Genomic DNA, 26,720 nt, shown 5'->3' with positions numbered 1-26,720 from the left:
TAATCAAATAAAAATATATTTATATGAAATTTTATTTTTTAATAATTAATTATTATTAACATTTAGTACATTTAGATATATTATAATAAAAACTATTATTAAATTTAATTTTTTATAATGATTGTTTTAGTTTTATTTATAAAAAAATTACATATAAAAAATATTTTACTTTTGATATTTATTTTATTTTTGATATGTATTTATGTAGGTTAAAAAAATATTTTTATTATTATTTTATGAATATAAATACATATAAAAATATGTATATTAGTTAATATTGATATTTTTAATATTAATATTCTATTTTTATAAAAAATTAAATATGAAAATGATTAAGTATAATATGAAAAAACATGATTCTCCTATTTTAAAATATTTTTTAGATACTGATGCTTATAAAATACATATGCAACAACTTGTTTTTTTTAAATATAGTACAGTAACAGTAGTATCAGAATTTATTTGTAGAGGTAAAAATTTATTAGGTAAATATATAGATTTATTAAAAGAACAGATTCAAATGATGTCTAATTTATATCTTAGTCATGATGAATATAATTATCTTTTGTCTTTTCCATATTTCCATTTGGAATATTTAACTTGGTTGAAAAAATTTCGTTTTGATGTTTCTCAAGTAAAAATAACTAATATTCATGGAAAATTAAATATTAGAATTATGGGTTTATGGAAAGAAGTAATCTTATGGGAAGTTCCTATTTTATCATTAATTAGTGAATTAGTTAATCGCGATCGTTATCCTAATATTAATAAAAGAATAGCTATTGATTATCTTCATAAAAAAATATTAAATTTTAATCATTTGACTAAGAATATTGAATTATCTAAATTAAAGATAATAGATTTTGGAACGAGAAGAAGATTTTCATATAAAATTCATTTTTCTATTATTGAAATATTAAAAAACAAATTTCCTTGGTTTATTGGTACAAGTAATTATCATTTCGCTCGTATTTTTAAATTAACGCCATTTGGAACACAAGCTCATGAATGGTTTCAAGCTCATCAACAAATTAGTAAAATATTATCTTCTAGTCAAAAATTAGCTTTAAATATTTGGTTGGAATTTTATAATGATTATTTAAATATTGCATTGACAGATTGTATTAATATGGATTCATTTTTAAAAGATTTTGAATATGATTTATCAAAAAAATATCAAGGTATTAGACATGATTCTGGAGATCCTTTAGAATGGGGAGAAAAAGCTATTATGCATTACCAGAAATTAGGAATAGATCCATTAACTAAAACATTATTATTTTCAGATAATTTAAATTTTAATAATATTATTCATTTGTATCAAACTTTTAAGCATAAAATTCAAATAGTATTTGGTTTAGGAACTCAATTAACATGTGATATTCCAGATGTTCATGCATTAAACATTGTAATTAAATTAGTTTCTTGTAATAATAAACCAGTAGCAAAAATATCCGATAGTCCTGGTAAAACATTTTGTTTAGATTCATCATTTATGATATCTTTAAGAAATGCATTCAATATTTAATAGTATTTATAAAATAGAAAAATATATAAATATTAATAATAATATTAATCTTAATTTATTCATTCAAAATAATATACTTTTAATATATTTATTTTTTAAGAAAAAATATTTTATTAATAAAATATTCATTATATAGATATAAGGTATAAATAAATATGCAGATTGTGTCTATAATAGATATATATGAAGATAAAATTGAAATCAATGATAAAATTGTAATTTGCGGTTGGATTAAAAATAAAAGAATTTCGAAATTAGGTTTTTCTTTTTTAGATATTTATGATGGTTCTACTTGCGATCCTATGCAAATTATAGCTAATAATACATTATCTAATTATACAAATATATTACAATTAACTGTTGGTTGCTCTGTCATTGTTCACGGAACATTAATTTTATCTAAAGGTAATAAACAAAAATATGAAGTTGTTTCTCAAAATATTAAAATAACAGGATGGATTGATCAACCAGATACATATCCTATATCTAATAAAAAACATAGTCTGGAATTTTTACGTACTATGACTCACTTAAGATCTAGAACAAATTTAATAGGCGTTATAACAAGAATTAGACATTGTGTGATGCAATCTTTACATTTATTTTTAGATCAAAAAAAATATTATTGGATACCTACACCAATTATTACTGGCATTGATGCTGAAGGTACAGGTAAGATGTTTCGTCTATCTACTTTTGATTTTAATAAAATACCTAAAAATCAAGATGGATCTGTGAATTTTAAAAAAGATTTTTTTGGTAAAGAATCTTTTTTAACTGTTTCAGGGCAATTAACTTTAGAATCATATGCTTGTTCTTTATCTAAAGTATATACTTTTGGTCCTACATTTCGTGCAGAAAATTCTAATACTAGTCGTCATTTAGCCGAGTTTTGGATGCTGGAAGTAGAACAGTCTTTTTCAAATTTAACAAATATTATATTTTTAGCTGAATCTATATTAAAATATGTAGTTAATATTGTATTAAAAAATTGTTTTCATGAAATAAATTTTTTATCACAATATATTGATCAAAAAATAAAAAATAGATTAGAAAATTTTTTAATTCAAGATTTTACCAATATTGACTATATTGATGTTATTGATATTTTATTAAAATCTAAAGAAAAATTTCAAGAAAAAGTTTTTTTTGGTATAGATTTATTCTCTGAACATGAAAAATATATTGTTTCTTATTTTAATAATAAACCAGTAATTATTAAAAATTATCCAAAAGAATTAAAAGCTTTTTATATGAAATTAAATGATGATGGAAATACAGTTGCTGCAGTTGATATTTTATTACCAGGAATAGGTGAGATTATTGGTGGATCAGAAAGAGAAGATAGAATTGATTTTCTTAAAAATAGATTAAAGGAATTAGGTTTAAATGATCAAGATTATTGGTGGTATCTTGATCTTCGTCGTTACGGGACAGTTCCACATTCAGGATTTGGTTTAGGATTTGAAAGATTGATTGCTTATATTACAGGATTATCTAATGTTAGAGATTTGATTCCTTTTCCACGTACAGTAAAAAATTTTCAATTTTAATTTAATTATTTTATTTTTAATGATTAAATTATTTTTTTTTATCATTAATAAAAATGTATTTTTATATTCAATAATAATTTTTATATAAAATATATCAATAAATAATATTTTTATTAATTAAAATAAAAATATTTATATAATTTAAACTTATTTACATCCTTAATTTAATTATCTATGATTTAGGCATAAAATATATATTAAGATATATATTAAATATACATATTTTTATATAAAAAATTAATATATATTATATGTTGTAATTTTAAAATTATTCATTATTGATTTATTTTAAAAATATAATGTTAAATTTAAATATATATATTATTTATTATTTAATAATGTACCTAAATTTTTACCACCTAATAGATGTATATGTAAATAAAAAATTTCTTGTCCAGCATTTTTATTACAATTTAATATAATTCTATATCCATCTTTATCAATTTTAATTTTTTTTGCTATTTTTATAGCAATGTAAAACATGTATCCAAATAATTTTTTATTTGTTTTATTAATATAATTAGAATTAGGTATATATGTTTTTGGAATAATTAATATATGTACTGGAGATTGAGGATTAATATCTTTAATAGCCATAAGATATTTATCTTGATAGATGATATCAGCTTTAATCTTTCCTTGAATAATCTTATGGAAAATAGTTTGTTCTTCCGTCATAAATATCGCCTTATATAAGAATACTTTTATTTTAGAAAAATAAATTTATCTTTGTTATGTTTTAATATTACAATTAATGATTACACAAGGTTAAGTATTTTTATTTTTACCTTGTGTAAAATTTTTTATTTGGTTAATTATTCATATATTTTTCCATTAAATTTTTAATTTTGTCCGATTTGGTTCCAAAAACAATTTGAATTCCTGTTCCAGATATAATAATACCAGAAGCACCAATCATATTTAATTCATTTTTATTTACTTTAGATATTTCTACAACAGAAATACGAAGTCTGGTAATACATGCATCTAGATTGCTAATATTGTTTTTTTTACCTAAAATAGTTATTAAATTTAATGCTATTTCATCGTTATTTTTAAATTTATTTGAAATTATTTTTTCTCTTCCTGGTGTATTAAGATTAAATTTTTTGATTAAAATATAAAAAATCAAATAATATGTTAATGTATACATAAATCCAATAATTGGAAATAACCATATTTTATTACTATTACCACTTAATATTATAAAATCAATTAAACCGTGAGAAAAACTAGTACCAGCTTTCATATCTAAAAAAGCACATATAGTAAAAGCTAAACCAGATAAGATTGAATGAATGACATATAGTACTGGTGCTACTAATATAAAAGAAAATTCTATTGGTTCTGTAATTCCAGTTAAAAAAGCAGTTAAGGAAGCAGAAATCATAATACCTCCTATTTTTTTTTGATTGGTTTTTTTAGCACATTTCCATATAGCTAATGCAGCTCCAGGTAATCCATACATTTTAAATAAAAAACCACCAGATAGTCTTCCTGCTGTAGGGTCACCAGCCATATATCTTGCAATATCACCATGAAAAACTTGTCCAATAGAATTAGTGTATTCTCCAATTTGCATTTGAAATGGTACATTCCAAATATGATGCAACCCTAAAGGTACTAACATTCGTTCTACTATACCGTAAATACCAAATGCTAATAAAGGATTTTGATAAGCAGCCCATGAAGAGAAAGATTTTATCATATGACCGATTGGTGGCCAAATAAATGCTAATACAATTCCCAAAATTATAGATGCTAGTCCAGAAGCAATGGGTACAAATCTTTTACCTGTAAAAAATCCTAAATATTCTGGCAATTGAATGTGATGGCATATGTTAAATAAATAAGAAGAAACAATACCAACAATAATCCCTCCCACAATACCAGTATCACATAAATGTTGTTTATCTATTGTTATTGCATCTATATGTAAAATCATTGGTGCTACAACTGATAAAGTATGTGTCATAATTCCATATGATACGACAGAAGCTAATGCTGATACACCATCATTTTTAGTAAATCCTAATGCTACACCAATAGCAAAAATTAATGGCATATTAGTAAATACTGAACTACCTGCTTCAGCCATAATATGTGATATAATTAATGGTATAAAATGCAAATTAGCAGATCCAATACCTAATAAAATTCCAGCAATGGGTAATACAGAAACTGGAAGCATAAGAGATTTACCTACCTTTTGCAGGTTTGCAAATGAATTGTTAAACATATTATTGTCAAACTCCTGGTATAAATCTAATCTATAAATTAGATTGTATTTAAATATTTTTTTTATAATTTTTAATATTTATTTAATGTGAATTGACAGATTTATACTAATTTTTTATTATTTTATTTTAAAATTTCAGATATATTGATATTAAATAGTTTACAAAAATTATTTGTAGTTATTTCTGATAAATATTCTATGTTAATTTTTTTCTGACATGATATATATTTTGCAATATCATACAAATAACTAGGTTGGTTTTCTTGTCCTCGATAAGGCACTGGAGTTAAATAAGGTGAATCAGTTTCTATTAATAAAGAATCTATAGGAATATATTTTAAAACTTTTCTAATTATATCTGAATTTTTAAAAGTAATCATTCCTGAAAATGAAATGTAAAAACCTATATCTAATAACTTTTTAGCAAATTGAACATCTTCAGAAAAAGAATGTAGTATACCTTGACAAAATTGAGCATTTTCTTCTTGTAATATTTTTATTGTATCTTCTTTTGCTTGTCTAGAGTGTACTATGATTGGTTTTTGGATACTTTTGGCTATTTGTATATGTTTTCTAAATAAATATTGTTGTGGTTTTTTTTTGTTTTTTTGATAATAATAATCTAAACCAGTTTCACCAATGGCAATTACTTGATTATACATAGAAAATCTTTTTAATTTTATTAAATCAATAATTTCTAAATCACAATTTAATGGATGGATTCCACAAGAATACAATATATTTTTTTGATTAGGAAAGAGTTTTAATAAATTTTGAAAATTTTTTAAGGAAGTAGAAACAGATAAAAATAATTTTACATGATTATTATATGCTTTTTTAAATAAATCATCGATGTTTTTGTATAATTTACTATAATTTAATTGATCTAAATGACAATGACTGTCGATAAATAACATAAAGTTTTTTTCTCTAATGTTTATAAAATTAATTAAATGTATTTGATATATATTGCCAATACAATAATTGTTCTACGATAATTAATTCATGGTTAATTCCATTGATAGTAATTAATTTATAACGGCATTTTATCCATGATTGAATGGACTTGTTTAAATATTTAAAAGAATTAATTTGAGATAATTGTGTAATTAATTCAACTTTATCTATATTAGTTATTAATGTGTATAATTTATGTTTCCATTTGATAACATCAAGTAATAATGAACAAATCCAAAAAATAATTTTTTTATGATCATGATTAAAATAAACTAGTAATTTTATCATATTATTTGTTTTTATAGAATTTTCTAATTGATTATAAAAGTTTAATCTTTTTTCCCAAAGTAATTGAGAAAATAATTTTTCTGCTTGAATAGGAGAATAATCACAAATTTTTAAAGATGTTGCGTACATTTTTTTTGGTAATGTAATTTTTGTTTTTAACCATTTTATTCCTACTTGCTCTGAAGGTGGAAATACATTCCATATAATACAACGACTTTTTAATGTATGGTGTAAACTTAAATTATTATTATTTTCAAAAAAAAACCAAGTATTTTTTGGTGGTTCCTCTATTATTTTTAATAATGCATTTATAGCACTTTCAGTTAATTTTTCAGCATGAGAAAAAAAACAAATTTTAGCAATGCCTTGTTGAGATGTTTTAGATATATTTTCTATTAAATATAGAATATTATTAATTCCGATGTTATGGTGTATTTTTTTTTTTTATATGATACCAATCTGGATGATTGTTATTGTTCATTAAAATACAACTATTACATTTATTACAACTGTTTTTTTCTTGTTTATTAGTACATAAAATCCATTTACTGATGTTCCATATTAATTCAAATGTTCCTATATTTTGATTGGATTTAATTATTATGGCATGATGACTTTTTTTCATTTGATGTTGTGAAATAATATTATTATAATGAATGTATTGCCATGGAAATAAATTTATGTTTGTATTTTTAGCCATTTTTTTATTTTTTTTAAAATTGTTTGTTGAACAATATAGAGGTTTTTGTTTGCATTGATTGTAATTGATTTTGGGTTTTTAGAAATTAATTCTAAATAACGTTCTCTAGTTCTAATAAAAAAATTTATATTTTTTTTTTCTATTCGATCTACATTTCCTCTAGAAAACGCTCTTTTTAAACCAATTTCAGGATCTACATCCAAATAGACAGTTAAATCAGGATAAAAATTTTTTAAACAAATTTTTCTTATTTTTGAAATTGTTTTAGAACTTATACCAGATCCTCCGCCTTGATATGCAAAAGATGATAAATCATGTCTATCACTGATAATCCATTTTCCTTTTTTTAGCGCTGGTTTGACTATTGTTTCTATTAATTGTGTTCTTGCTGCATATATTAATAATAATTCAGTAATATTTATTATTTTTTCTTTGTAATGTTGTTCTTTAATTAATATTCTAATTTTTTCAGCAATAGCAGTACTTCCTGGTTCTCTAATAGAAATAACATTTTTTATTCCATTCATTTTTAAAATTTGTTTAATCAATAAACAAGCATGTTTCTTTCCAGCACCTTCGATTCCTTCAACCACAATAAATTTGTTATTAAAAAATTTTTTATACATGATAATTACGATTTTTTTTTATATATAATATATATATTATATGGATAAAAATCAAAAATATTATAGAATTTAATGATTTTTTTCAAGAACAATTATTATTTTAATTTTATATTTTTATATTTTATTAATATTATTTTATAAAATTATTTTTTTAAATTCATATTTAATAAATTTATGTTTATATTAATTCAAAATATTATTTTTATTCAAAATAAATATTTTTAATTATTTATTTTATTGTATATATAATCGATAGTATTTTGTACGTTAGTCAATTGTTCTGCATCTTCATCAGAAATTTGAATATTAAATTCTTTTTCAAAAGACATAATTAATTCAATAATATCGAGTGAATCAGCATGTAAATTTTTAGTATAAAAATCTGTGTTTAATATTTTTTTAAATGGTAATTCCAATTGATTTGAAATAATTTTTTTAATTTTATTTTCAATATTGTTTATCATAATAGATTTTCCTATATTTAATTAATAAATAAAATATATTAATAATATTATAAATAACTGGATATAGTAAAGTATAATATTATTTATCTATTTATTATTAACCATAATTAAATTTAATTCATGTACATTCCACCATTAACATGTAAGATATGACCAGTAATATATGCGGATTTATTGGATGCTAAAAAAATTACAGCATTCGCAATATCATTAGCGTGTCCAAATCTATTCATAGGAATTTTAGATAAATATTTTTTTTTTTGAATATTGTTTAAATTATTAGTCATATTAGTTTTTATAAAACCAGGTGCAATTATATTTACAGTAATACCATATCTTGCTACTTCTAAAGCAAGTGATTTGTGAAATCCTATGATACCAGATTTAGTAGCTGCGTAACTTGTTTGACCAATATTCCCAATCTGACCAATAATAGATCCAATGGTAATAATTCTTCCTTGTTTTTTCCTTATCATATTTTTTATAACATTTTTTGAAATATGAAATACTGAAGTTAAATTAATTTTGATAATTTTATTCCATTCAAACAAATTAATATTCATTAATAGTTTATCATAGTTAATTCCAGCATTATTAATTAATATATCAATAGAACCAAAATTTTTATAAATCATATTTATAGTATTATCTATAGAAAGAGAATTTTCAAAATTTAATATTGTACCTATGCCATGATTTTTTAAAAATTTATTAATTTTTTCTACTTCTGATTGAGTAGTAGCTGTTCCAATAACCATTTTTACTTTTTTTTTAGTTTTTCTGCTATAACTTTGCCAATTCCTCTATTTGCTCCTGTAACTAAAGCAATGTTGTTTTTCAATTTAATAATTCTCCTTTTTTAGATATTTTTTTGCTTTTAAAAAATTGTTTTGATTTGATAAAGATATAGAAAGTATATTTATTAAGTTTTTATTTAAATTAGTTAAAACGTTACTTATACCTATTTCTAATATTAATGGTATTTTTTTGGAAATAATATATTCAATTGTTTGTTTCCAGAAAACAGGTTGATATAATTGTTTTATTAAAGCAATTTTAATTTTTTCACCAGAGGTTTCACACTTAACTGCAATATTGTTGATTATTGGAAATAATGGTTTATGGAATATTATTTTTTTTATTACATCCAATAACTTAATTGCGGCAGATTTCATTAATTGGCAATGTGAAGCAATGTGCATAGATAATTTAAATATTGCTTTAGCACCATATTTTTTGCACTCTTCTCCAGCTAATTGTACACTTTTTTTGTTTCCTGAAATCACAACTTCTAATTCAGAATTAATACATGCTATAGAAACTATTTCTTGTTTTGAAAATTTATAACATATATTTTTTATGATATTTATTTTTAAACCAATTATAGCGATCATTCTTCCTGGTTTTCTAATCATAGCATCTTTCATTAGTTGATTTCTAATCATTACTATTTTTAATCCATCACAAAAATGAATACATTTTGCACATACTAAAGCAGAATATTCACCTAGACTATGACCAGCTACTATATTTGGATTTATTTTTATTTTTTTTTTCCATAATCTATAAATAGATACGGAAGTAGTTAATATTATTGCTTGAATATATTTATTATAATTCATTATATCTAAATTTTTTTTCTGGATTAATTTCCATAAATTAAAATTGATATAATAAGAAGCTTCATCAAACGTTTTTTTAATTATAGAATTATATAATGATATTTTTTTTAACAAATCAAAATTATGTGACCCTTGTCCTGGAAAAATCATTGCAAAAGTCATATTAAGTGTCCTTTGATAAAATCATACTTTTATAATATTTATAAAAATGAATATTAAAAAATTATTTTTTATATTAATATATAAAATATTTTTATATATTTTTTTTTGCATAAATTTTATATATCTTAATAAATATATATATAAATTTTATTAAATTATTTTTCAATAACTTTCTTACCTTTATAATATCCTTTTTGAGTTATATGATGTCTGCGATGAATTTCACCAGATTTTTTATCTATAGATAATGTTGGTAATTGAATAGAATCATGTGATCTTCGCATTCCTCTTTTTGATCTAGTAGGTTTATTTTTTTGAACAGCCATTTTTCCCCCTGAAATAAGTAAATAATATTATAAGAATTTCAATCATATCCATTTTAATTAAATAGATCAAAACATTGTTTAAATGTATGATCTAATGGAGCTTCTATATACATTTTTTTTTTTGAATAAGGATGTATAAACGTTATACTTTGTGCATGTAATAATAATCTTTTAGATAAATGATTGTTTTTATTGATTTCTAAATCTAACTGACTGGAACCATATCGATGATCAAATACTATTGGATGGCCTGCATGTAAAGCATGTACGCGAATTTGATGAGTACGTCCAGTTTTTGGAAAAGCAGAAATTAGAGTAGTTTTTGGATAATTTTTTATAATTTTAAAATATGTTTCTGAAATTTTTCCGGAATTATTTACATATACTTGGTTTTTATTCATTGTTGAGATACCCTTTTTTTTTAATAAAGGGACTTTTATTATTTTAGTATTATATGGCCATTGACCATGAACAAATGTAATGTATTTTTTTTTTATTTTTTTTTCTCTTAATTGTTGATGTAATTCTTTTAAAGCAAAATGTTTTTTAGAGATAATTAAAATTCCAGAAGTTTCTTTATCAATTCTGTGTACTAATTCTAATTTTTTTGAATCAGGTCTTAATAATCTAAATTTTTCTATAACTCCATTACTCACACCACTGCCTCCATGTACTGCAATTCCAGATGGTTTATTAATAATAATTAAATAATCATCTTCAAATAAGATTTGATTTGATAATTTTATTATTTCATGATTGTTTATTATTTTTGGATATGTTTTTATATCATTGGTTTGAATAGGAGGAATGCGAATAATATCTCCTTTTTTTAATTTATAACTTGGTAGTATTCTTTTTTTATTAATTCTAATTCTACCTTTTCTTAAAATTTTATAAACCATATCTTTTGGTATTTTTTTATATTTAGAAAATAAATAATTATCAATTCTTTGTGGTGTCATATCTTCAGTAACATTTATAAAAACTACTTTACTAGTTATTTTTTTCATATATATTTAATTTTTATAAAAATATGTATATTTCAAATAAAAAATTTTCATTTTAGTATTGTTTTTAATATAAATATTTTACAATATGTCTTTTATAATATTCAATTAATTAATTTAAGTCAAATTTAAAATTTAATTAATTATTGCAATATTTTTATTGAAAAAAATCAATTGATTAATAAAAAATATTAACAATTCTTATTTGGTTAATAAATAATGTTATTATTGATATTTAATATTTTATATAATTTAAAAAGATAAATTTTATTATTTTTTTAAAAAATTATTTTTGAAAAAGTAGAATACTAATAATATGCTCTCTAGTAATGTAATTTTTTAAAATTATATTACTAGAGAGCATATTATTAGTATTCTACTTTTTCAAAAATAATTTTTTAAAAAAATAATAAAATAATACAATAAAAATATATAATTGTATTATTTAAAACATTCAATATTTAGACTTGAATTAAATAATATTTTGTTTGTTAAAATGTATTATAATTTTAAAATAATACGAGAGATTGATATCATGAAAAGAATGTTAATTAATGCTACTCAAAAAGAAGAATTACGAGTTGCTCTTGTAGATGGACAACGATTATACGATTTAGATATTGAAATTCCAGGTCAAGAGAAAAAAAAATCTAATATTTACAAAGGTAAAATTACTAGAATTGAACCTAGTTTAGAAGCTGTTTTTGTTGATTATGGATTAGAAAAACATGGATTTTTACCATTAAAAGAAATTTCTCATAGTTATTTATCTCAAGATTATTCATTAGATTCAAATTTTAATATAAAAAATTTTTTAAAAGAAGGACAAGAAATAATAGTTCAAATTGATAAAGAAGAAAGAGGTAATAAAGGAGCAGCATTAACTACTTTTATTAGTTTAGCTGGCAGTTATTTAGTACTTATGCCAAATAATAATAAAACAATAGGAATATCGAAAAGAATTACAGGACTTGATAGAATAAAATTAAAAGAAATCATACTATCATTATCTATACCTCAAAATATGGGAATTATTATTCGTACAGCAGGATTGAATAAATCAATTGAAATTTTACAATGGGATTTAAATTTTAGATTACAATTATGGAATTCAATTCAAGATCTAGCGAAAATAAATTCATCCCCTATTTTATTACATCAAGAAAGTAATATTATTTTACGTTCTTTTCGAGATTATTTACGTCAAGATATAGGTGAAATTATAATTGATAACCCTAAAATTCTAGAATTTGCTTATCAATATATTCATTTATTAGGAAGGTTAGATTTCTCTAGTAAAATAAAGTTATATAAGGGTTCAATACCTTTGTTTAGTTATTATCAAATTGAATCACAAATTAGCTCAGCATTTAAAAGAGAAGTGAGATTACCTTCAGGAGGTGAAATTGTTGTTGATAATACAGAAGCATTAACTGCAATTGATGTTAATTCATCTCGTTCGACTAAAGGATTAGATATTGAAGAAACTGCTTTTAATACAAATTTAGAAGCTGTTTATGAAATTGCTCGTCAATTAAGATTACGGGATTTAGGAGGATTAATAGTTATTGATTTTATTGATATGACATTATTTCAGAATCAAAAATCTATTGAAAACAAATTACGTGAAATTGTTAAACATGATAGAGCACGTATTCAAATTAGTGATATTTCTCGTTTTGGATTATTGGAAATGTCTCGTCAAAGATTACGTCCATCTTTAGGAGAATCTAGTTATCATGTTTGTTCCAGATGTAGTGGCACTGGATCTATTAGAGATAATGAATCATTATCTCTATCTATATTAAGATTAATAGAAGAAGAAGCTATTAAAGAAAATACTTATGCTGTTCATGCTATTGTTCCTATAGAAATCGCATGTTATTTATTAAATGAGAAACGAAGTGAAGTTAATAATATTGAAAAACGTCAACTAGGTGGAAGAACTATTATTGTTCCTAGCAAACATATTGAAACACCTAATTATTCTATTACTCGTATTCGAAAAGGAGAAAATATAAAAAAAATTAGTTATAATTTATCAAAATTATATTATCATAAACAAAATAGTTATTCAACACAATCAATGTTAGAAAAAAAACAACAACAATATCAAATGTTTTCAGATAAAACTATTTCTAATATGCAATTCAATATTAAAAAAAATTTTTTTAAAATAAAATACCAAAAAATTATTAAACAATTTTTTGGTATTCAAAATATTATTTTTAAAAATAAAATTATAAAAAAAATATTATTATTATTTAATAATATATTATTTTTTAATATAAAAAAAATTAAAAATAAAAATATAGAAAAACATAAAAAATATTTATTACATAAATTTAATTGGAAAAAAATTATTTTTTTTAAAAGTAAAAAACAATATCAAAATAAAAATTTAATTATTCAATCCAATCAAAAAAATCCATTTAAAATACATGCAAAAATATTTGATTTAAATGATGTACAAAAAATAAATTATATTAATAATTTTGAAAAAAATAATTTTTATAAAAAAATATTAAAAAATAAATATTTTTCATTGGAAAAAAATTATAATATTTTAAAATATTTAAATACACTTAAAGAATATAATTTATTTTTAATAGCACATAAAAAAAAATATTTTAAAAAAAATAATATATTAAAAAGCAAACAATTACAATTAGTAACAAAAAATAATGGTTTTCCATTACTAATAAATTCATCAATAGTATCTAAAAAATTAAAAATTAAAAAAATAAATCAAAAAAGAAATTATAATAATATCAATTCTATAAATATTATTTTTAATCAATTTAATTTATTAAAAAATATTTTATTAAATATCCGTTATGAAAATAAAAATTATTATAAAAAACAATTAAAAAAGGTCATATCATCTAGTATGCTTTCTGTATTATCTCCTGAACAAAAATTAGCACTGACATTGATACAATATCCTCAATTATCATTTATTAAATCTTGTTTAAAAAATAATTTAGATTGTATTAGTTTATTAATTTTACTAGAGATATATTATTATCAAATTAATTTAGTATTAAAAAAAATCAAAAATAGTGTAATTCAAAAAAAAACAAATTTAATTTTATCAAATAAAAAAATTATTAAAAATAATGGTTATCAAAAGAATTTCTTTCAACCATTAATAAATAATAACAAAAAAAAATTATTTTTTTTAAATAATTATCCAGTTAATCATTGTAATCGATTAAATTTTATAAAAAAAAATTCAAATAAATCAATATTATCAATTTCTAAAAAAAAATGTTTTAAAAAAATTAAAAAAAAAGAACAATCTAGTGCTCCAGTCACAAAAATTTCATTTTATATGCAAAATAAAAAATTATATATTCATCAAATAAAATCATATTCAATATTAATCAACAAAAAATATAGAGCTGCAGGAGGACATGTAGCAAAAAATCGTTCAAGTTCTCCAATTTTTAAAATATAAAAATAAATTATTATAATAAAATTTAAAAATTAAAAATATGATTATCATGATTATATTTTATTTTTAAATTTGATAGTTTTGTCATATATATTAATTAAAGAATTAATATATATGACAATTTTATTTTTGAGAATTGAATTTTAATCAATGTTATTAATTAAATATATTTATTATTTGATCTTCAATATTATTTTCGATTTTTAATACTTTTGTATTAGCCATATAACTATTATGTAAATCAGTAGTGTCTTTATATATTTCATCTAAATTAATAGGATTAGGTTTTTTAACTTTATGATATTTTAATACTTTTGTCATTGATTTTTTTTGTTTATGATTTAAACTTAATATTGCTATTTTTTTTTGTATTTGATTTTTCAAATTATCATATGAATCATTTAATGTTTCTTTGTGTTCTACTAATATTCCATCATTTAAAGCAATTATATTTTGAGCATTAAATGAATAATCTTCAGTATCAAAAAAATTTTTATATAAACCAATTTTAGTAGAAGTTGTTGCTCCTACATGTAATTTATTAATGATATCATCTTGAGTTTTTACAATGTATTGATCATTATTAATTAATTTATCTTTTGGGTATTTTATTTTTATTCCATCAAATATGATACATGATGTATTTTTATTTAAATCAATTTTTATATAATCAATATTTTTATTATCAGAAATTTTTTTGATGTTCCATTGATTAGAATTAACAAATGTTAATTTATATTGTTCTGGTTTAGCAATACTAGAATCATTCCATGCAGAAATTAATAATATATCTGATTGATTATTTTTATTAGGTTTAACATCAGGCACAATCTTGGAAAAAAAATTGTTTCCATCACGATTGTTAATATCATAACCAGATTTATTTTGATCGTTAAAACTATATGTAAAATTAACTATTAACTGACCAATTTTACTTTTTGCGTGACTTAATGTATCATGACGAAATTTTAATAGTCCACCTAATACACCGGTAGTTATTAATCTTTCTATTAATATGATTTTTTCATTTTTTGGTTCAATATATCCTATACTAAATTGATTATCATAGTATTCATCTTCAGCAACAATTAATTTATTGGTGTGTAAATTATGAATTAAATTAAATTTATTATTAATAGTCAAAATATAATTATTATCTTGTATTTTTTCTTCAGTTCCAATAATTTTATTTAATTGATTAATTTTATTTGTTCTTAATTGTAAAAATTTTTGTAAATCATTCGATTTATCAATGTCTTTTGATTGTTTTAAATATAAATTATCTTGAATAGATTTATTGATATTGATAATAGAATTAATAATTTGATTGATTCTCATAACATAATAATTTATACTATAATTAATTTTATTATATAAAAAATTTAAATCTTTATTAAGACTTTGAAATTCTTGTATAACTTTTTGAGCAGATGATATTGTGTTTGGACTAAAATGCGTACCAATCTTGTCTTTAATTGCCGCTTTAACACAAGAATGAAATTCTGGGATAAATTTATAAAATATATTTTGGTGTTTTTCTAATATTGTATTAAGTTCATTTATCTTAATACATTCTGCTTCTTCAGATTGTTGAATAGAATTTAAATGATATACATTTTTTATTAATAATTCAGTATTATCATTTTTTTCACTATATTCATTGATTTCTTCTTCATCAGTAAAATTCATTTCTTCTTCATCGATTTCATTCATTTCTTCTTCTTGGTCAGGATCGTTTATTTTTTTAGGAGATTCTGAGTAGTAGATAGGATTGCGATTTTTATCTAAATTTGTTCTATCAATGTTTGATTTTTCATTTTTTGGATCATTATTTACATTTTTAATATTAATGTTAGATGTATTAATATTTTCTACATTTTTAATATTTTTATTTAAAGACATTTGTATATCATGTATTGCATTAATTGATGAATTGATTACTGTATTCATTTCTTTCCTTAAATTATTACACAAATAATACAATTAAAATATATTAATATGTATTGATAAATATATTATACAATTTTCTTTATTTTATATTCGGTTGTAATATTAACATTTGTTTTTCTATAAATTCTGCTAATCCTAAACCTTTTTCACTGATATTTTGAGATATTGTTTGATTATATATTTCTGAATACATTGTTGATTGATCGCTATGAAACAAATTATTTTTAAATAATTCTGAAGAATAGCTACTTTTTAAAATCATTGTTAAAAATATACTTTCAATTTGTTTTCCTGATTCAATTAGTTGTTTTGACGCATTTATCGTCTTTTGGTTTTGAAATAAATTAAATGTTTTTTGAACAATGATATCACTTGGTGATTCCATTATTGATAATATGTTTTTCATGAAATAATCTCCAGTTTTGCATGTAAACAACCTGCATCTTTCATTGATTGTAAAATTAAAATTAATTCATATGGTTTGGCACCTAATGAGTTTAAAGCACGAATAATATTGTTTAAATTATTTTTTTGATTTCGTTTGATAGTTTGATTATCAGGAATTGATTCATTATTTTCTTCAGGAGATTGCCATGTTTGATTATTGGTTACATTTTTATTTTTATGAAGTAACAATTCATCTTTTTCAATAACTATAGAAAAATTACCATGAGAAATAGCACAATTTCCCAAGGTGACATCATGATTGATAACTATTGAACCTGTTTTTGAATTGATAACAATCTTAGCATCTTGAATAGGTATATTTATATCTATATTTTGAATATTAGACAACATTCTAATTTGGGCTGCTCTGTTTTCTGGAGTGCTTAATTGTACTGTTCTAGAATCTAATGGAATAGCTGTATCTGGATATTTTATATTAATAGAATCACTAATATTTTGCGACAAACTAAAATCTTCTTCATTTAATTGAAGATCAATAATACCATTATCACCAAAATTGGTGTTTGATTCTACATCAATCACAGCACCTTGTCTGATGGTTCCTCCATTCATATTTTGAAATGGTCTTAAAAAAACATTTTTAGCTTCCAAATCATCGGTTTCATTACATGATACTTGACCTTGAGCTAATGCATATGTAATATTGTCATTTCCTTTTAAAGAAGTCATGAGTAACCTTCCTTTATTAATGCTTTTAGCATTTCCTAATGAAGAAACTAAAATATCTATTTTTTGTCCTTTGTGGATAAAAGGAGGTAATGTAGCAGTTACTATGACAGAAGCAGTATTTTTTAATCTAGTATTAGATTCATTCGATGTTGCAATACCTAATTTGAACAACATGTTTGTAATAGCTTGACTAGTTAATGGTGATTGATTGAGTTCATCTCCAGTACCATTTAAACCAATAATTAATCCGTAACCAATTAGTTTTTTTTCTTGTAGCCCCTGAATAGTAGTTAAATCTCGAATTCTATCAGCATAAGTAATTGAACTATAAAATAATATTAACAAAGATACAAAAGATTTTAAAAATAAATTACGCATAATATACCTTTACAAATGAATGCAAAATAATATTTTGAATATTATAATAATAATAAAAATATATTTTTAATTAATAATTACTACAAACCTAATAAATTAATTAAATAATATTTTATTATAATCATTTAAAATAATTATAAAATTAAAAATATTAGGTTTATGTAGTTAAATGTAAAAATTTAATAATTAAAATAAGAAAATATTTTAATTTATATTCAATCAGTAAATATACTAAATATTTCATAAATTATATTATACAGATAATTTATTACAACTATATTATATTCAACATAAAATAATTTTACATTGGTGATATTTTAAAAAATAAACGTTGTAACCAACCCATATGATTTGTATTATTTACATAATTATTACTAATATATTCAATATGAGCATCTGCTACTTGAGTAGAAATAACTGAATTATTACTTCCTATTGTTTGGGGGTTAACTATTCCAGAAAAAATAATTTTTTCTGTTCCTTTATTAATAGTAATAGTTTTTTCTCCATATACTTGCATATTTCGATTAGGCAATATATTACTAACAGTAACTGTAATAATACCGGTAAAAATATTTTTAGCAGTACTACTACCTTTCCCGGAATAATCATGTTTTCCAACAGTGTTAAATTCAGCTTGATTTTTATGATTATTGCCAATTAAATTAAATGGATTAGGAAAAGCAGTTACACCAATATTACTGTTGCCATTACGAGTAATATTTGAAGAAGAACTATTACTAGCACTAACATTTTCTTGTAATACAACTGTCATAGTATCCCCAATATTATGAGCTTTATAATCCTCGAATAAAGAATAATTATTTTTTTCTTGAACATTAACATCATTAGGAATTGATGAATAAATATTTTTTGGATTTTGAATGGTTGTTTCTAATCTTTGATCATAAGGAATAGATGAACAACCATTCAAAAATAGTATTAAACTAAATACTAAAAAGATTTTAGTTTTTAAAATAAACGACTTGGACACAGTAAAATTACCTTAAATTATCATATGTTATTTATAATATACATTGTCTTATTAAATGGATAATAAATTTTGTGATTTTTATAATATATTATAATTGAGATAATTTTTGTAACATTTGATCAGAACTATTTATTGATTTACTATTTATTTCATATGCTCTTTGTGTTTGTATCATATTAACTAATTCTTCAGCAACATTAACATTGGAAGTTTCAACAAATCCTTGATAAATTGAACCAGCTCCATTAGAACCAGGAGCGCTTTCTACTGGACTTCCTGAAGCATTAGTTTCTTTATATAAATTTTCACCTAAACTTTCTAAACCAGCATTATTTACAAAATTAACTAAATTCAATTGACCAATTTGATTTTGATTCACTTCACCTTGTAATGTAACAAAAATCGCTCCATCTCTACCAATATGTATATTGACGGCATGCAATGGAATATTAACTGTAGGTTGAAGAGCAAAACCACTACTTGTTCCTAATTGACCATTTTTATCGATTTGAAAAGAACCATCTCTAGTATATGCTATATTACCATTAGGTAATTGAACTTGAAAAAAACCTTGTCCGTTTATAGCTAAATCTTTTGAAGAACCAGTTTTTGACAAATTTCCTTGAGTATGAATTCTTTCGGTTGCAATTGGTCTCACTCCTGTTCCTAATTGCAGTCCAGAAGGTATATTTGAATTATTAGAACATGTAACACCAGGTTGACGAAGAGTTTGATACATCAGATCTTCAAATATTGCATGAGATTTTTTAAAACCATTTGTACTCACGTTGGCTAAATTATTAGAGATTACATTCATGTTAATTTGCTGAGCATCTAGACCAGTTTTTGCTATCCATAAAGATGGAATCATAAAATTTTATCCTTGTAATTATTTTTAATTATTTACATTTAAAATTGAATTTGCTTTTTGTTCATTATCACTACAATCAGATATCATTTTCATTTGCATGTCAAATTGTCTAGTATTATTAATCATATTAATTACATTTTCAGCAGGATTAACATTACTTTCTTCTAAAGCACCTTGCAAAAGTTTAATTTTTTTATTATTTTGAACAATTTGAGAACAAACTGATGCTGAATCATCTTTTAATTTAAAGAATCCGTTGGGATGTTTATATAAATAGCTATTATCTAATATATTTACAGTTCTTAATCTTCCTAGTATGATTTCTTTACTTTTATTTTTATCTTTTACTAGTGTAGTAAATTCACCTTTGTTATTAAAAGACGGAATAGAATTTACTGGAATTTTGACTGCTGTACCATTTTGACCCATCACATGCAATCCTTTCATGTTTAATTCTCCTTTTTCATTAACTTCAAAATGACCATTTCTTGTATAAAAATCTTCAAACTGATCATTTCTAAGAACAAACCAGCCATTTTCTGGTAAAGCTAAATCTAATGGTTGTTCTGTATGTCTAATTACACCATGAGATAAATCATATTGAAATGAATCTAATATTAATTTGTTTGTTTCATCAGGATTAGATATAGTTTTTAATAAAGATTGCAATTGAGCTTTAAAACCAGGTGTAGAAACATTAGCTAAATTATTTGCTGTAATTGCTTGTTTTTCAATAGTTTGATTAGCTGCTATTTTAGCGGTTTGTATTGTATTATCCATTATTATATGATCCTCAAAAATTAATTGTTTAGCTTAAATTATTGATCAATGTTCCAATCATTTTATCTTTTATTTTAATTGATTGTATGATTGCTTGATAGTTTTTTTGTGCTGAAATGAGATCAATTAATTCATTATTTATATTAACATTAGAAGTTTCTAAAGCACCTATAGTTAAACTGTGTAAATCATTTTCTTCTGTAATATTAGAATTATTAGAATAAAAATTCTTATCAATTTTCCATAAATTATCTTTTGTTTTAATTAATGCATCTAAATTAGCAAATTTATTTATAGAAATTTTACCAACTATATTATTTTTTTGATTAGAATATTTGCCTATTATATTACCATTTTCTAAAACAGTATATGAATATAATGCACCAGAGCGACATCCATTTTGTTGCGTTAAATCAAATTCACTTGCTTTATTATTTTGGGTAAAATTATCAAATTTAATTTCAAAATTAGATTCTTTTGATCCATTATATTCTAATATTTTACCAACAAAATTATTACTTGCAATTGAAGTAATATCTGTGTTATATTCAACAGTACATTTTGCTATTTGTTTATTTTTTACTGTTTCATCAAAAAAATAGACATCCCATGCGGTCGGAAATATTTTTTTCCAATATAACCTTATTATATGCATTTGAGATTTATTATCGAATATGATCATATCATTTTTATGATTATAAGTGTTTGATTTGTTAATTTGAAGATTTTGTTTTATAATTGGTTCTGATTTATTAAGTGATGCAGATACATTGACTGATGTAGTTTGTTTAGCAGGCATTATTGAAAATTTATTTAAATTAATTATTTCTGGTTCTTTTTTAAATTTTTCATCTATTGTTAAATACCCTGTTAAATACATTCCATTCATATTAACTAAATTATTTTTATTGTCAATATAAAATTCTCCATTTCTTGTATAATAAATTGAACCATCAATATCTTCTAAACGAAAAAAACCATCTTGATTAATAAAAAAATCTAAATTTTTTCCAGTTTTTTTTATATCTCCTGGTAAATAATTTGAATGAATTCGAGATTGAATAGCTCCTAATCCATGTTTTTCATTATTATTTTGATCAGTTTCAGTTATGATATCTTTTGAATATATTTTATTAGATTTAAAACCATTGGTAGCGGAGTTAGCGATATTGTTACTAATAGTTTTAATTTGATCTAATGTCATCTGTAATCCGTTAATAGATTCGGAATAATTCATTTATAATATCCTGATAAAATATTTATTTAATATAAAAATATTTATGCAAAATTAATTTAATTAAGATATAGCAAATATAAATTATATAAATGTTTTTTGGTATAATTAATAATTCATTATTATTTATATAAATTTTAAATTTACCATTTTATATTAACAATATTATTTTTTGATAAATATTGTATAATTTTATTTTTGAGAATCAATTATTGACCTAAATAACCTAAACAATTGATTCACATTTTTGAACTATTGTCCTATTGATAATGTTTTTATAAGTAATTGTTTTACAGTATTGATCACTTCAATATTAGCTTGATAATTACGTGCTGAGGCAATACTATCAATTACTTCAGATATAACATTAACATTAGATATTTTAGTATAACCATTTTTATCTGACATAGGGCTATTAGGATTATATATTACCTTTAATGGTGTTGGATCAGATAGTATCTTATCTATTTTAACACCTCCAATAAAAGCATTTTTTTTATTATCAAATTTCAGTGAAAATTGTTTCGCAACATATGGATATGGTATTTTATTTTTAATGGTATATGTGTCAATATTAGCTATGTTTGTAGCATTTAGGTTGATTCTTTTTGATTGAACATTCATACCTGAACCTGAAATATTAAAAATATTAAATAATGTCATAAATATTATCCTTGTATTACATTAAACATGTTTTTTATTTGATGATTTAAAAGTGTTAATATTGTTTGATATGCCATCGTGTTTTCTAAAAATTTTACTCTTTCAACATTCATATTAACAGAATTATTGTTAAATGTTTTATTTTTTATATTATTGTTAATTATTTTTACATTTTGTAATGTATGATTATATTTATGACTAATATGATGTGCAGATGTTTGATATAATTTAAGAGATGGAGTATTTATTTTTTCATTCGTTGCTTTTTTTAATTCCATCGTAAAATTTATATCTTTAGATTTATAATTTGGAGTTTCGGAATTAGCTATATTGGATGCTAATATTTCTTGTCGATAGGTAATTAAATCTAAAGCGGTATTATTAAATTGAAATGCACTTTGTATTTTATTAAACATAACACCTCTGTATCAATAAAAATTTTTTTTGAAGATATAATATAATTTAAATTATATTAATATTCAACTATAATTAAATTATTTCAATGTAAATTTTCAAAAATACAACATAAAACGTATATTTTTATTTATTCTAATTCAATTTTATAAATTCTATCAAGAGATAGATTTTATAATTATTAATTATGCCTCAATATTTAAAATATGTATGTTTAATTTATCTACTTTTAAATATAGTAAATAATTATAATTTAATTAAGGAAAAACTTTATGCGTTTTATAATATACTTTATTGTATTTCTTGTATCTTGCAATATATCACAAGTAATAGGACATGAAACTTGTGTTAAACATTTTGATACTTCTAAATTGATTCATCAAAAATTACTTTCTTTATTAAAAAAAAGAGATCCTGTCCATTCTGATAATTTTAAAATAATTATAAAAAACATACAAGATATAAAAATAACGTGTGATCATCCAAAGATTATTTTATCTCCTCATTCACCGATGTGGGGTAGAATTAATGCTATTATTACTTGTAACAAACATCGTCAATCAATTCAATTTGATCTTCAAATGTATGGAAAATATTTTATAGCAAAACAATATCTTATATTTGGTAAAAATATTTCTTTAGATGATCTAACAATTGTGACAGGAAGATTAGATACCTTATCTTCAAATATATGTTTAAATATAAATGAAATAATAAATAATGTAACTTCCCGTAATATTCAAAAAAATGAACCAATTGTATTTTCTATGTTTCATAAACCTTGGTTAGTAAAGATTTATCAACGTGTAGCTATATTAATTAAAGGTTGTGGTTTTACAATAATGTCAGAAGGAAAAGCTTTAAGCAATGCTTTTTATAATGATAAAATAAATATTGCTTTAGATAATGGGAAAATCATTGCAGGAGTAGTGAATGCTAATGGGAAAATTATAATATCAAATTGAATTTATTCAAGTATAAATATTTTTTTAAAACTATATTTAATAAATATTTTATTTTTGATAAAGATCAAAAAATAATAAAACAAGAATTTTTTTAAAATATATCATTCAGGATAATTTTTTAAATAAATGTGTATCTAAATTAATTTTATGATTTTGTAACATTTTGAATGTCACAATATAATTATATAATGCAATTATTTTCTTTAATTATGCATCTATAACTGATTATGAATCTATATTATCTTAAATAACCATTTTAAAAAATATTTTCTTAATTGTTTGAATATGTATTGATCTTAAAAATATTATATCAATAATATTGTTGAAATGTATTAATATTTGATTTAATAAAAATTTTTATTTTTATTTAAATAAAAAGAAATAATTTTGTTTTCACTGATTTTGAAGAATAATGAATTTAATTTCAATATATAATTATTTTTTTAATATATTCAATTATGATTGAAAAATACATTCAATTCATATATTTTTTATATATATTGTTATATGTTTTTAAAAATATTATTTCAAAAATTGAAAATTTTTTAATATATATTTCAATATATAATAAAAATATTTATCTATAAATTTTTATTTTAAATTTTTTAAATATATAATTAATTTTTATAGAAAATATTTTATGTTCTATTATTATTTTTTAAAAAATATATATTATATTTTTATACATAGTATATTTTATGTTAATGATTTTATATAAATATAAATCTTCTTCATATCATAAATATCTTTTATTGAATTTTTTTAATTAAATCTGTTTGATTAGTTAAAAAAATAAAAATTTTATTTTAATAAAATAAAATATTAATAATTAACATAATATTTATTATACAGATAACATATTTTATATATTTTGCTTTTTTTAGTAAAAAATCTATAAATGTAATTTTTTAATAATCTTTTATTTCGACCATAATTTAGGGTAGAGGTAATATGAAATATTCAGTCTTTTGTATTATATTTTTGTTATTTTTTTCTTTTACTGTAGAAGCACATGAAAATAACGAATCAGCATTATATTTAGGATCTAAATTAAATTTATATGATTTTAATTTTTCTGTTCATCCTGAATTATTAAAAAAAAAACATAATATAAATAAATTTATAAATAAAATTCCAATATCTTTTATTTTAGGTTATGAACAAAATCCATATTTAAGCTTTGAGTTTTGTTATGATAGCATTGGTTATAAAAATTATAATCAAAATATCAATCAAATTAAATTAAATACTATCAATTTAAGTTCAGGAATTAAATTTTCTTATCCAATTAGTAGTAGGTTTTCAATTTATAATCGTATAGGTAGTGAAATTAATTCTAATATCAATATCAATAAAAATTTATTTGGGAAAATTCTTCATAATAAAATAAAAATTATGCCAATTTTTTCTATTGGTATTAAAAAAGAAATCATAAATAATATTTCATATCAATTGGATTATTCATGGAAAAAAGATTTATTAAATCTCAAATATAACGATTTAATAAAATTTAAAGATGGATTATTGCATAATGAATTATTCAAAAATGGATTATTGCATAATAGATTATTTAAAAATGGATTATTAAGTATGAGTTTAATTTTTAAATTTAAAAATATAAATGATTATAATAATGAATTCAAAAATTCTTTTATTATGCATCCATTAAAAAATATAAAAGAAACAATTTTATTTCCTTTTGGAAGCGCTCAATTAAATTCATCATCTAAAATGGCATTAGAAAAATTGAATTCAAAAATTAAAAAAATGAATTTTTCCAGTGTAAAATACAATATTACAGGATATATTGATCAATATGGAAATAAAGATATCAACAAAAATTTATCTCGTGATCGTATCAAATCTGTTATAAAATATTTAACCAAAAGAGGTGTTTTAAAAAAATATATTAATGAAAAAGAATTGGAAGAAAAATCATTAGTAAATCAATTTTGTAAAAATATTCAGCAAAAACCCTTATTAATGAGTTGTTTAGCTCCAGATCGTAGAGTTGAAATTAACGTTCATGGTAAATAATAATATAGATTATTATAAAATTTAAAATATATAATAATATTATATTTTATTATTTAATTAATTTTTGGAGGGAGAGAGATTCGAACTCTCGGATGATTGCTCATCGGCGGTTTTCAAGACCGCTGCCTTAAGCCTCTCGGCCATCCCTCCATAAATACTATTTTTAAAACAATGGAATTACAATAGTAATTGTAATACATTTTGATTTGATTTAGTTTTGAATTTTGATAAATATTTAGATTTTAAAATTATATTATATTTTATTTTTTCATATAAATATTTTATTTTTTAAATTACTTCACATGAAAATTTTTATATTTTATTATTTTTTGTCATTTATTAAATATATAATTCATATTTTTAATAAA

The 26,720-nt window shown here is 21.1% G+C and carries 24 protein-coding genes, 1 tRNA gene and 2 pseudogenes; 5 read left to right on the top strand and 22 right to left on the bottom strand.

Annotated elements, in window-relative coordinates; all coding sequences use genetic code 11:
- The first annotated feature begins 343 nt into the window (after positions 1 to 343).
- Together pncB and asnS are read left to right on the top strand one after the other, a co-directional pair.
- The gene (gene pncB, locus AB4W51_RS01590) at positions 344 to 1,528 is read left to right on the top strand and encodes a nicotinate phosphoribosyltransferase (RefSeq protein WP_367676396.1); all 1,185 of its coding nucleotides are present in this window, start codon (positions 344 to 346) and stop codon (positions 1,526 to 1,528) included.
- Between the two features lie 155 nt (positions 1,529 to 1,683).
- Positions 1,684 to 3,081: an asparagine--tRNA ligase gene (asnS, locus tag AB4W51_RS01585; protein WP_367676395.1), complete on the top strand. Its 1,398-nt coding sequence runs from the start codon at positions 1,684 to 1,686 to the stop codon at positions 3,079 to 3,081.
- Positions 3,082 to 3,402: 321 nt separating this feature from the next.
- Here the strand turns inward: asnS and AB4W51_RS01580 are convergent, their stop codons facing one another.
- The 12 genes and pseudogenes from AB4W51_RS01580 to rluC form a co-directional block, all read right to left on the bottom strand.
- A complete protein-coding gene (locus AB4W51_RS01580; protein WP_367676394.1) occupies positions 3,403 to 3,759 on the bottom strand; it encodes an HIT domain-containing protein in 357 nt (118 codons plus the stop codon).
- Between the two features lie 133 nt (positions 3,760 to 3,892).
- Positions 3,893 to 5,320 (bottom strand): PTS glucose transporter subunit IIBC, encoded by a 1,428-nt coding sequence (gene ptsG, locus AB4W51_RS01575; RefSeq protein ID WP_367676393.1) that lies wholly within the window; start codon positions 5,318 to 5,320, stop codon positions 3,893 to 3,895.
- Between the two features lie 122 nt (positions 5,321 to 5,442).
- Positions 5,443 to 6,237, bottom strand: a complete 795-nt coding sequence (locus AB4W51_RS01570) for a YchF/TatD family DNA exonuclease (RefSeq protein ID WP_367676392.1) — start codon at positions 6,235 to 6,237, stop codon at positions 5,443 to 5,445.
- 28 nt (positions 6,238 to 6,265) lie between these two features.
- Positions 6,266 to 6,694 (bottom strand): DNA polymerase III subunit delta' C-terminal domain-containing protein, encoded by a 429-nt coding sequence (locus AB4W51_RS01565; protein WP_367676391.1) that lies wholly within the window; start codon positions 6,692 to 6,694, stop codon positions 6,266 to 6,268.
- A gap of 126 nt (positions 6,695 to 6,820) precedes the next feature.
- Positions 6,821 to 6,952: pseudogene (locus AB4W51_RS01560) on the bottom strand (DNA polymerase III subunit delta'); the annotation flags it as partial.
- Between the two features lie 37 nt (positions 6,953 to 6,989).
- A complete protein-coding gene (locus AB4W51_RS01555) occupies positions 6,990 to 7,265 on the bottom strand; it encodes a hypothetical protein (RefSeq protein ID WP_367676390.1) in 276 nt (91 codons plus the stop codon).
- The gene (gene tmk / locus AB4W51_RS01550) at positions 7,244 to 7,891 is read right to left on the bottom strand and encodes a dTMP kinase (RefSeq protein WP_367676389.1); all 648 of its coding nucleotides are present in this window, start codon (positions 7,889 to 7,891) and stop codon (positions 7,244 to 7,246) included. The genes AB4W51_RS01555 and tmk overlap by 22 nt, the downstream gene beginning before the upstream one ends.
- 221 nt (positions 7,892 to 8,112) lie before the next feature.
- Positions 8,113 to 8,352, bottom strand: a complete 240-nt coding sequence (acpP, locus tag AB4W51_RS01545) for an acyl carrier protein (protein WP_367676823.1) — start codon at positions 8,350 to 8,352, stop codon at positions 8,113 to 8,115.
- 116 nt (positions 8,353 to 8,468) lie between these two features.
- Positions 8,469 to 9,202: pseudogene (gene fabG, locus AB4W51_RS01540) on the bottom strand (3-oxoacyl-ACP reductase FabG).
- Complete coding sequence (gene fabD / locus AB4W51_RS01535) at positions 9,198 to 10,139, bottom strand: ACP S-malonyltransferase (protein ID WP_367676388.1); 942 nt, start codon at positions 10,137 to 10,139, stop codon at positions 9,198 to 9,200. The pseudogene fabG and the gene fabD overlap by 5 nt, the downstream one beginning before the upstream one ends.
- A 155-nt stretch (positions 10,140 to 10,294) precedes the next feature.
- Positions 10,295 to 10,465, bottom strand: a complete 171-nt coding sequence (gene rpmF, locus AB4W51_RS01530) for a 50S ribosomal protein L32 (RefSeq protein WP_367676387.1) — start codon at positions 10,463 to 10,465, stop codon at positions 10,295 to 10,297.
- Between the two features lie 53 nt (positions 10,466 to 10,518).
- Positions 10,519 to 11,475, bottom strand: a complete 957-nt coding sequence (gene rluC / locus AB4W51_RS01525; protein WP_367676386.1) for a 23S rRNA pseudouridine(955/2504/2580) synthase RluC — start codon at positions 11,473 to 11,475, stop codon at positions 10,519 to 10,521.
- A gap of 532 nt (positions 11,476 to 12,007) precedes the next feature.
- Here rluC and rne point away from each other — a divergent pair.
- Positions 12,008 to 14,932, top strand: coding sequence for a ribonuclease E (rne, locus tag AB4W51_RS01520; protein WP_367676385.1), 2,925 nt, complete (start codon positions 12,008 to 12,010; stop codon positions 14,930 to 14,932).
- 153 nt (positions 14,933 to 15,085) lie between these two features.
- On the opposite strand, the gene AB4W51_RS01515 is transcribed toward rne, so the two are convergent.
- From AB4W51_RS01515 to flgB, 9 genes are all read right to left on the bottom strand, one after another.
- Entirely contained in the window at positions 15,086 to 16,879 is a 1,794-nt protein-coding gene (locus tag AB4W51_RS01515) for a FlgK family flagellar hook-associated protein (protein ID WP_367676384.1), read from the bottom strand.
- A gap of 79 nt (positions 16,880 to 16,958) precedes the next feature.
- Positions 16,959 to 17,285 (bottom strand): rod-binding protein, encoded by a 327-nt coding sequence (locus AB4W51_RS01510; protein ID WP_367676383.1) that lies wholly within the window; start codon positions 17,283 to 17,285, stop codon positions 16,959 to 16,961.
- Positions 17,282 to 18,394 carry a flagellar basal body P-ring protein FlgI gene (locus AB4W51_RS01505; RefSeq protein WP_367676382.1) on the bottom strand — a complete coding sequence of 371 codons (1,113 nt, stop codon included), beginning with the start codon at positions 18,392 to 18,394 and terminating at the stop codon, positions 17,282 to 17,284. The genes AB4W51_RS01510 and AB4W51_RS01505 overlap by 4 nt, the downstream gene beginning before the upstream one ends.
- 301 nt (positions 18,395 to 18,695) lie before the next feature.
- Positions 18,696 to 19,388: a flagellar basal body L-ring protein FlgH gene (locus AB4W51_RS01500; protein ID WP_367676381.1), complete on the bottom strand. Its 693-nt coding sequence runs from the start codon at positions 19,386 to 19,388 to the stop codon at positions 18,696 to 18,698.
- Positions 19,389 to 19,476: 88 nt separating this feature from the next.
- Complete coding sequence (gene flgG / locus AB4W51_RS01495) at positions 19,477 to 20,259, bottom strand: flagellar basal-body rod protein FlgG (RefSeq protein ID WP_367676380.1); 783 nt, start codon at positions 20,257 to 20,259, stop codon at positions 19,477 to 19,479.
- A gap of 24 nt (positions 20,260 to 20,283) precedes the next feature.
- On the bottom strand, positions 20,284 to 21,039 hold the full coding sequence (locus AB4W51_RS01490; RefSeq protein ID WP_367676379.1) for a flagellar hook-basal body complex protein: 756 nt from the start codon (positions 21,037 to 21,039) through the stop codon (positions 20,284 to 20,286).
- A 28-nt stretch (positions 21,040 to 21,067) separates the two neighbouring features.
- On the bottom strand, positions 21,068 to 22,276 hold the full coding sequence (locus tag AB4W51_RS01485) for a flagellar hook-basal body complex protein (RefSeq protein WP_367676378.1): 1,209 nt from the start codon (positions 22,274 to 22,276) through the stop codon (positions 21,068 to 21,070).
- Between the two features lie 249 nt (positions 22,277 to 22,525).
- Positions 22,526 to 22,936, bottom strand: coding sequence for a flagellar basal body rod protein FlgC (gene flgC, locus AB4W51_RS01480; protein WP_367676377.1), 411 nt, complete (start codon positions 22,934 to 22,936; stop codon positions 22,526 to 22,528).
- Between the two features lie 5 nt (positions 22,937 to 22,941).
- Positions 22,942 to 23,352, bottom strand: coding sequence for a flagellar basal body rod protein FlgB (flgB, locus tag AB4W51_RS01475; protein ID WP_367676376.1), 411 nt, complete (start codon positions 23,350 to 23,352; stop codon positions 22,942 to 22,944).
- Between the two features lie 270 nt (positions 23,353 to 23,622).
- Here flgB and flgA point away from each other — a divergent pair, with 270 nt between their 5' ends.
- Complete coding sequence (gene flgA / locus AB4W51_RS01470) at positions 23,623 to 24,315, top strand: flagellar basal body P-ring formation chaperone FlgA (RefSeq protein ID WP_367676375.1); 693 nt, start codon at positions 23,623 to 23,625, stop codon at positions 24,313 to 24,315.
- Positions 24,316 to 25,266: 951 nt separating this feature from the next.
- On the top strand, positions 25,267 to 26,352 hold the full coding sequence (locus AB4W51_RS01465) for an OmpA family protein (RefSeq protein ID WP_367676374.1): 1,086 nt from the start codon (positions 25,267 to 25,269) through the stop codon (positions 26,350 to 26,352).
- Positions 26,353 to 26,417: 65 nt separating this feature from the next.
- Here the strand turns inward: AB4W51_RS01465 and AB4W51_RS01460 are convergent.
- Positions 26,418 to 26,502: transfer RNA gene (locus AB4W51_RS01460), tRNA-Ser, on the bottom strand.
- Between the last annotated feature and the right edge of the window lie 218 nt (positions 26,503 to 26,720).

This window comes from Buchnera aphidicola (Eriosoma grossulariae) (genome assembly GCF_964059045.1).
In the GTDB taxonomy this organism is placed as follows: domain Bacteria; phylum Pseudomonadota; class Gammaproteobacteria; order Enterobacterales; family Enterobacteriaceae; genus Buchnera_D; species Buchnera_D aphidicola_A.
The sequence above is the reverse complement of the archived record's forward strand: the minus strand, read 5'-3'. Positions and strand labels throughout refer to the sequence as shown.

Coding starts and splice junctions, on each gene's coding strand:
- flgA (WP_367676375.1), top strand. CDS start 23,623: ATGCGTTTTATAATATACTTTATTGTATTTCTTGTATCTTGCAATATA.
- AB4W51_RS01485 (WP_367676378.1), bottom strand. CDS start 22,276: ATGAATTATTCCGAATCTATTAACGGATTACAGATGACATTAGATCAA.
- AB4W51_RS01515 (WP_367676384.1), bottom strand. CDS start 16,879: ATGAATACAGTAATCAATTCATCAATTAATGCAATACATGATATACAA.
- AB4W51_RS01565 (WP_367676391.1), bottom strand. CDS start 6,694: ATGTACGCAACATCTTTAAAAATTTGTGATTATTCTCCTATTCAAGCA.
- AB4W51_RS01570 (WP_367676392.1), bottom strand. CDS start 6,237: ATGTTATTTATCGACAGTCATTGTCATTTAGATCAATTAAATTATAGT.
- AB4W51_RS01490 (WP_367676379.1), bottom strand. CDS start 21,039: ATGGATAATACAATACAAACCGCTAAAATAGCAGCTAATCAAACTATT.
- tmk (WP_367676389.1), bottom strand. CDS start 7,891: ATGTATAAAAAATTTTTTAATAACAAATTTATTGTGGTTGAAGGAATC.
- pncB (WP_367676396.1), top strand. CDS start 344: ATGAAAAAACATGATTCTCCTATTTTAAAATATTTTTTAGATACTGAT.
- AB4W51_RS01465 (WP_367676374.1), top strand. CDS start 25,267: ATGAAATATTCAGTCTTTTGTATTATATTTTTGTTATTTTTTTCTTTT.
- flgC (WP_367676377.1), bottom strand. CDS start 22,936: ATGACATTATTTAATATTTTTAATATTTCAGGTTCAGGTATGAATGTT.
- AB4W51_RS01555 (WP_367676390.1), bottom strand. CDS start 7,265: ATGGCTAAAAATACAAACATAAATTTATTTCCATGGCAATACATTCAT.
- rne (WP_367676385.1), top strand. CDS start 12,008: ATGAAAAGAATGTTAATTAATGCTACTCAAAAAGAAGAATTACGAGTT.
- rpmF (WP_367676387.1), bottom strand. CDS start 10,465: ATGGCTGTTCAAAAAAATAAACCTACTAGATCAAAAAGAGGAATGCGA.
- fabD (WP_367676388.1), bottom strand. CDS start 10,139: ATGACTTTTGCAATGATTTTTCCAGGACAAGGGTCACATAATTTTGAT.
- asnS (WP_367676395.1), top strand. CDS start 1,684: ATGCAGATTGTGTCTATAATAGATATATATGAAGATAAAATTGAAATC.
- ptsG (WP_367676393.1), bottom strand. CDS start 5,320: ATGTTTAACAATTCATTTGCAAACCTGCAAAAGGTAGGTAAATCTCTT.
- AB4W51_RS01510 (WP_367676383.1), bottom strand. CDS start 17,285: ATGAAAAACATATTATCAATAATGGAATCACCAAGTGATATCATTGTT.
- flgG (WP_367676380.1), bottom strand. CDS start 20,259: ATGATTCCATCTTTATGGATAGCAAAAACTGGTCTAGATGCTCAGCAA.
- rluC (WP_367676386.1), bottom strand. CDS start 11,475: ATGAAAAAAATAACTAGTAAAGTAGTTTTTATAAATGTTACTGAAGAT.
- flgB (WP_367676376.1), bottom strand. CDS start 23,352: ATGTTTAATAAAATACAAAGTGCATTTCAATTTAATAATACCGCTTTA.
- AB4W51_RS01505 (WP_367676382.1), bottom strand. CDS start 18,394: ATGCGTAATTTATTTTTAAAATCTTTTGTATCTTTGTTAATATTATTT.
- AB4W51_RS01580 (WP_367676394.1), bottom strand. CDS start 3,759: ATGACGGAAGAACAAACTATTTTCCATAAGATTATTCAAGGAAAGATT.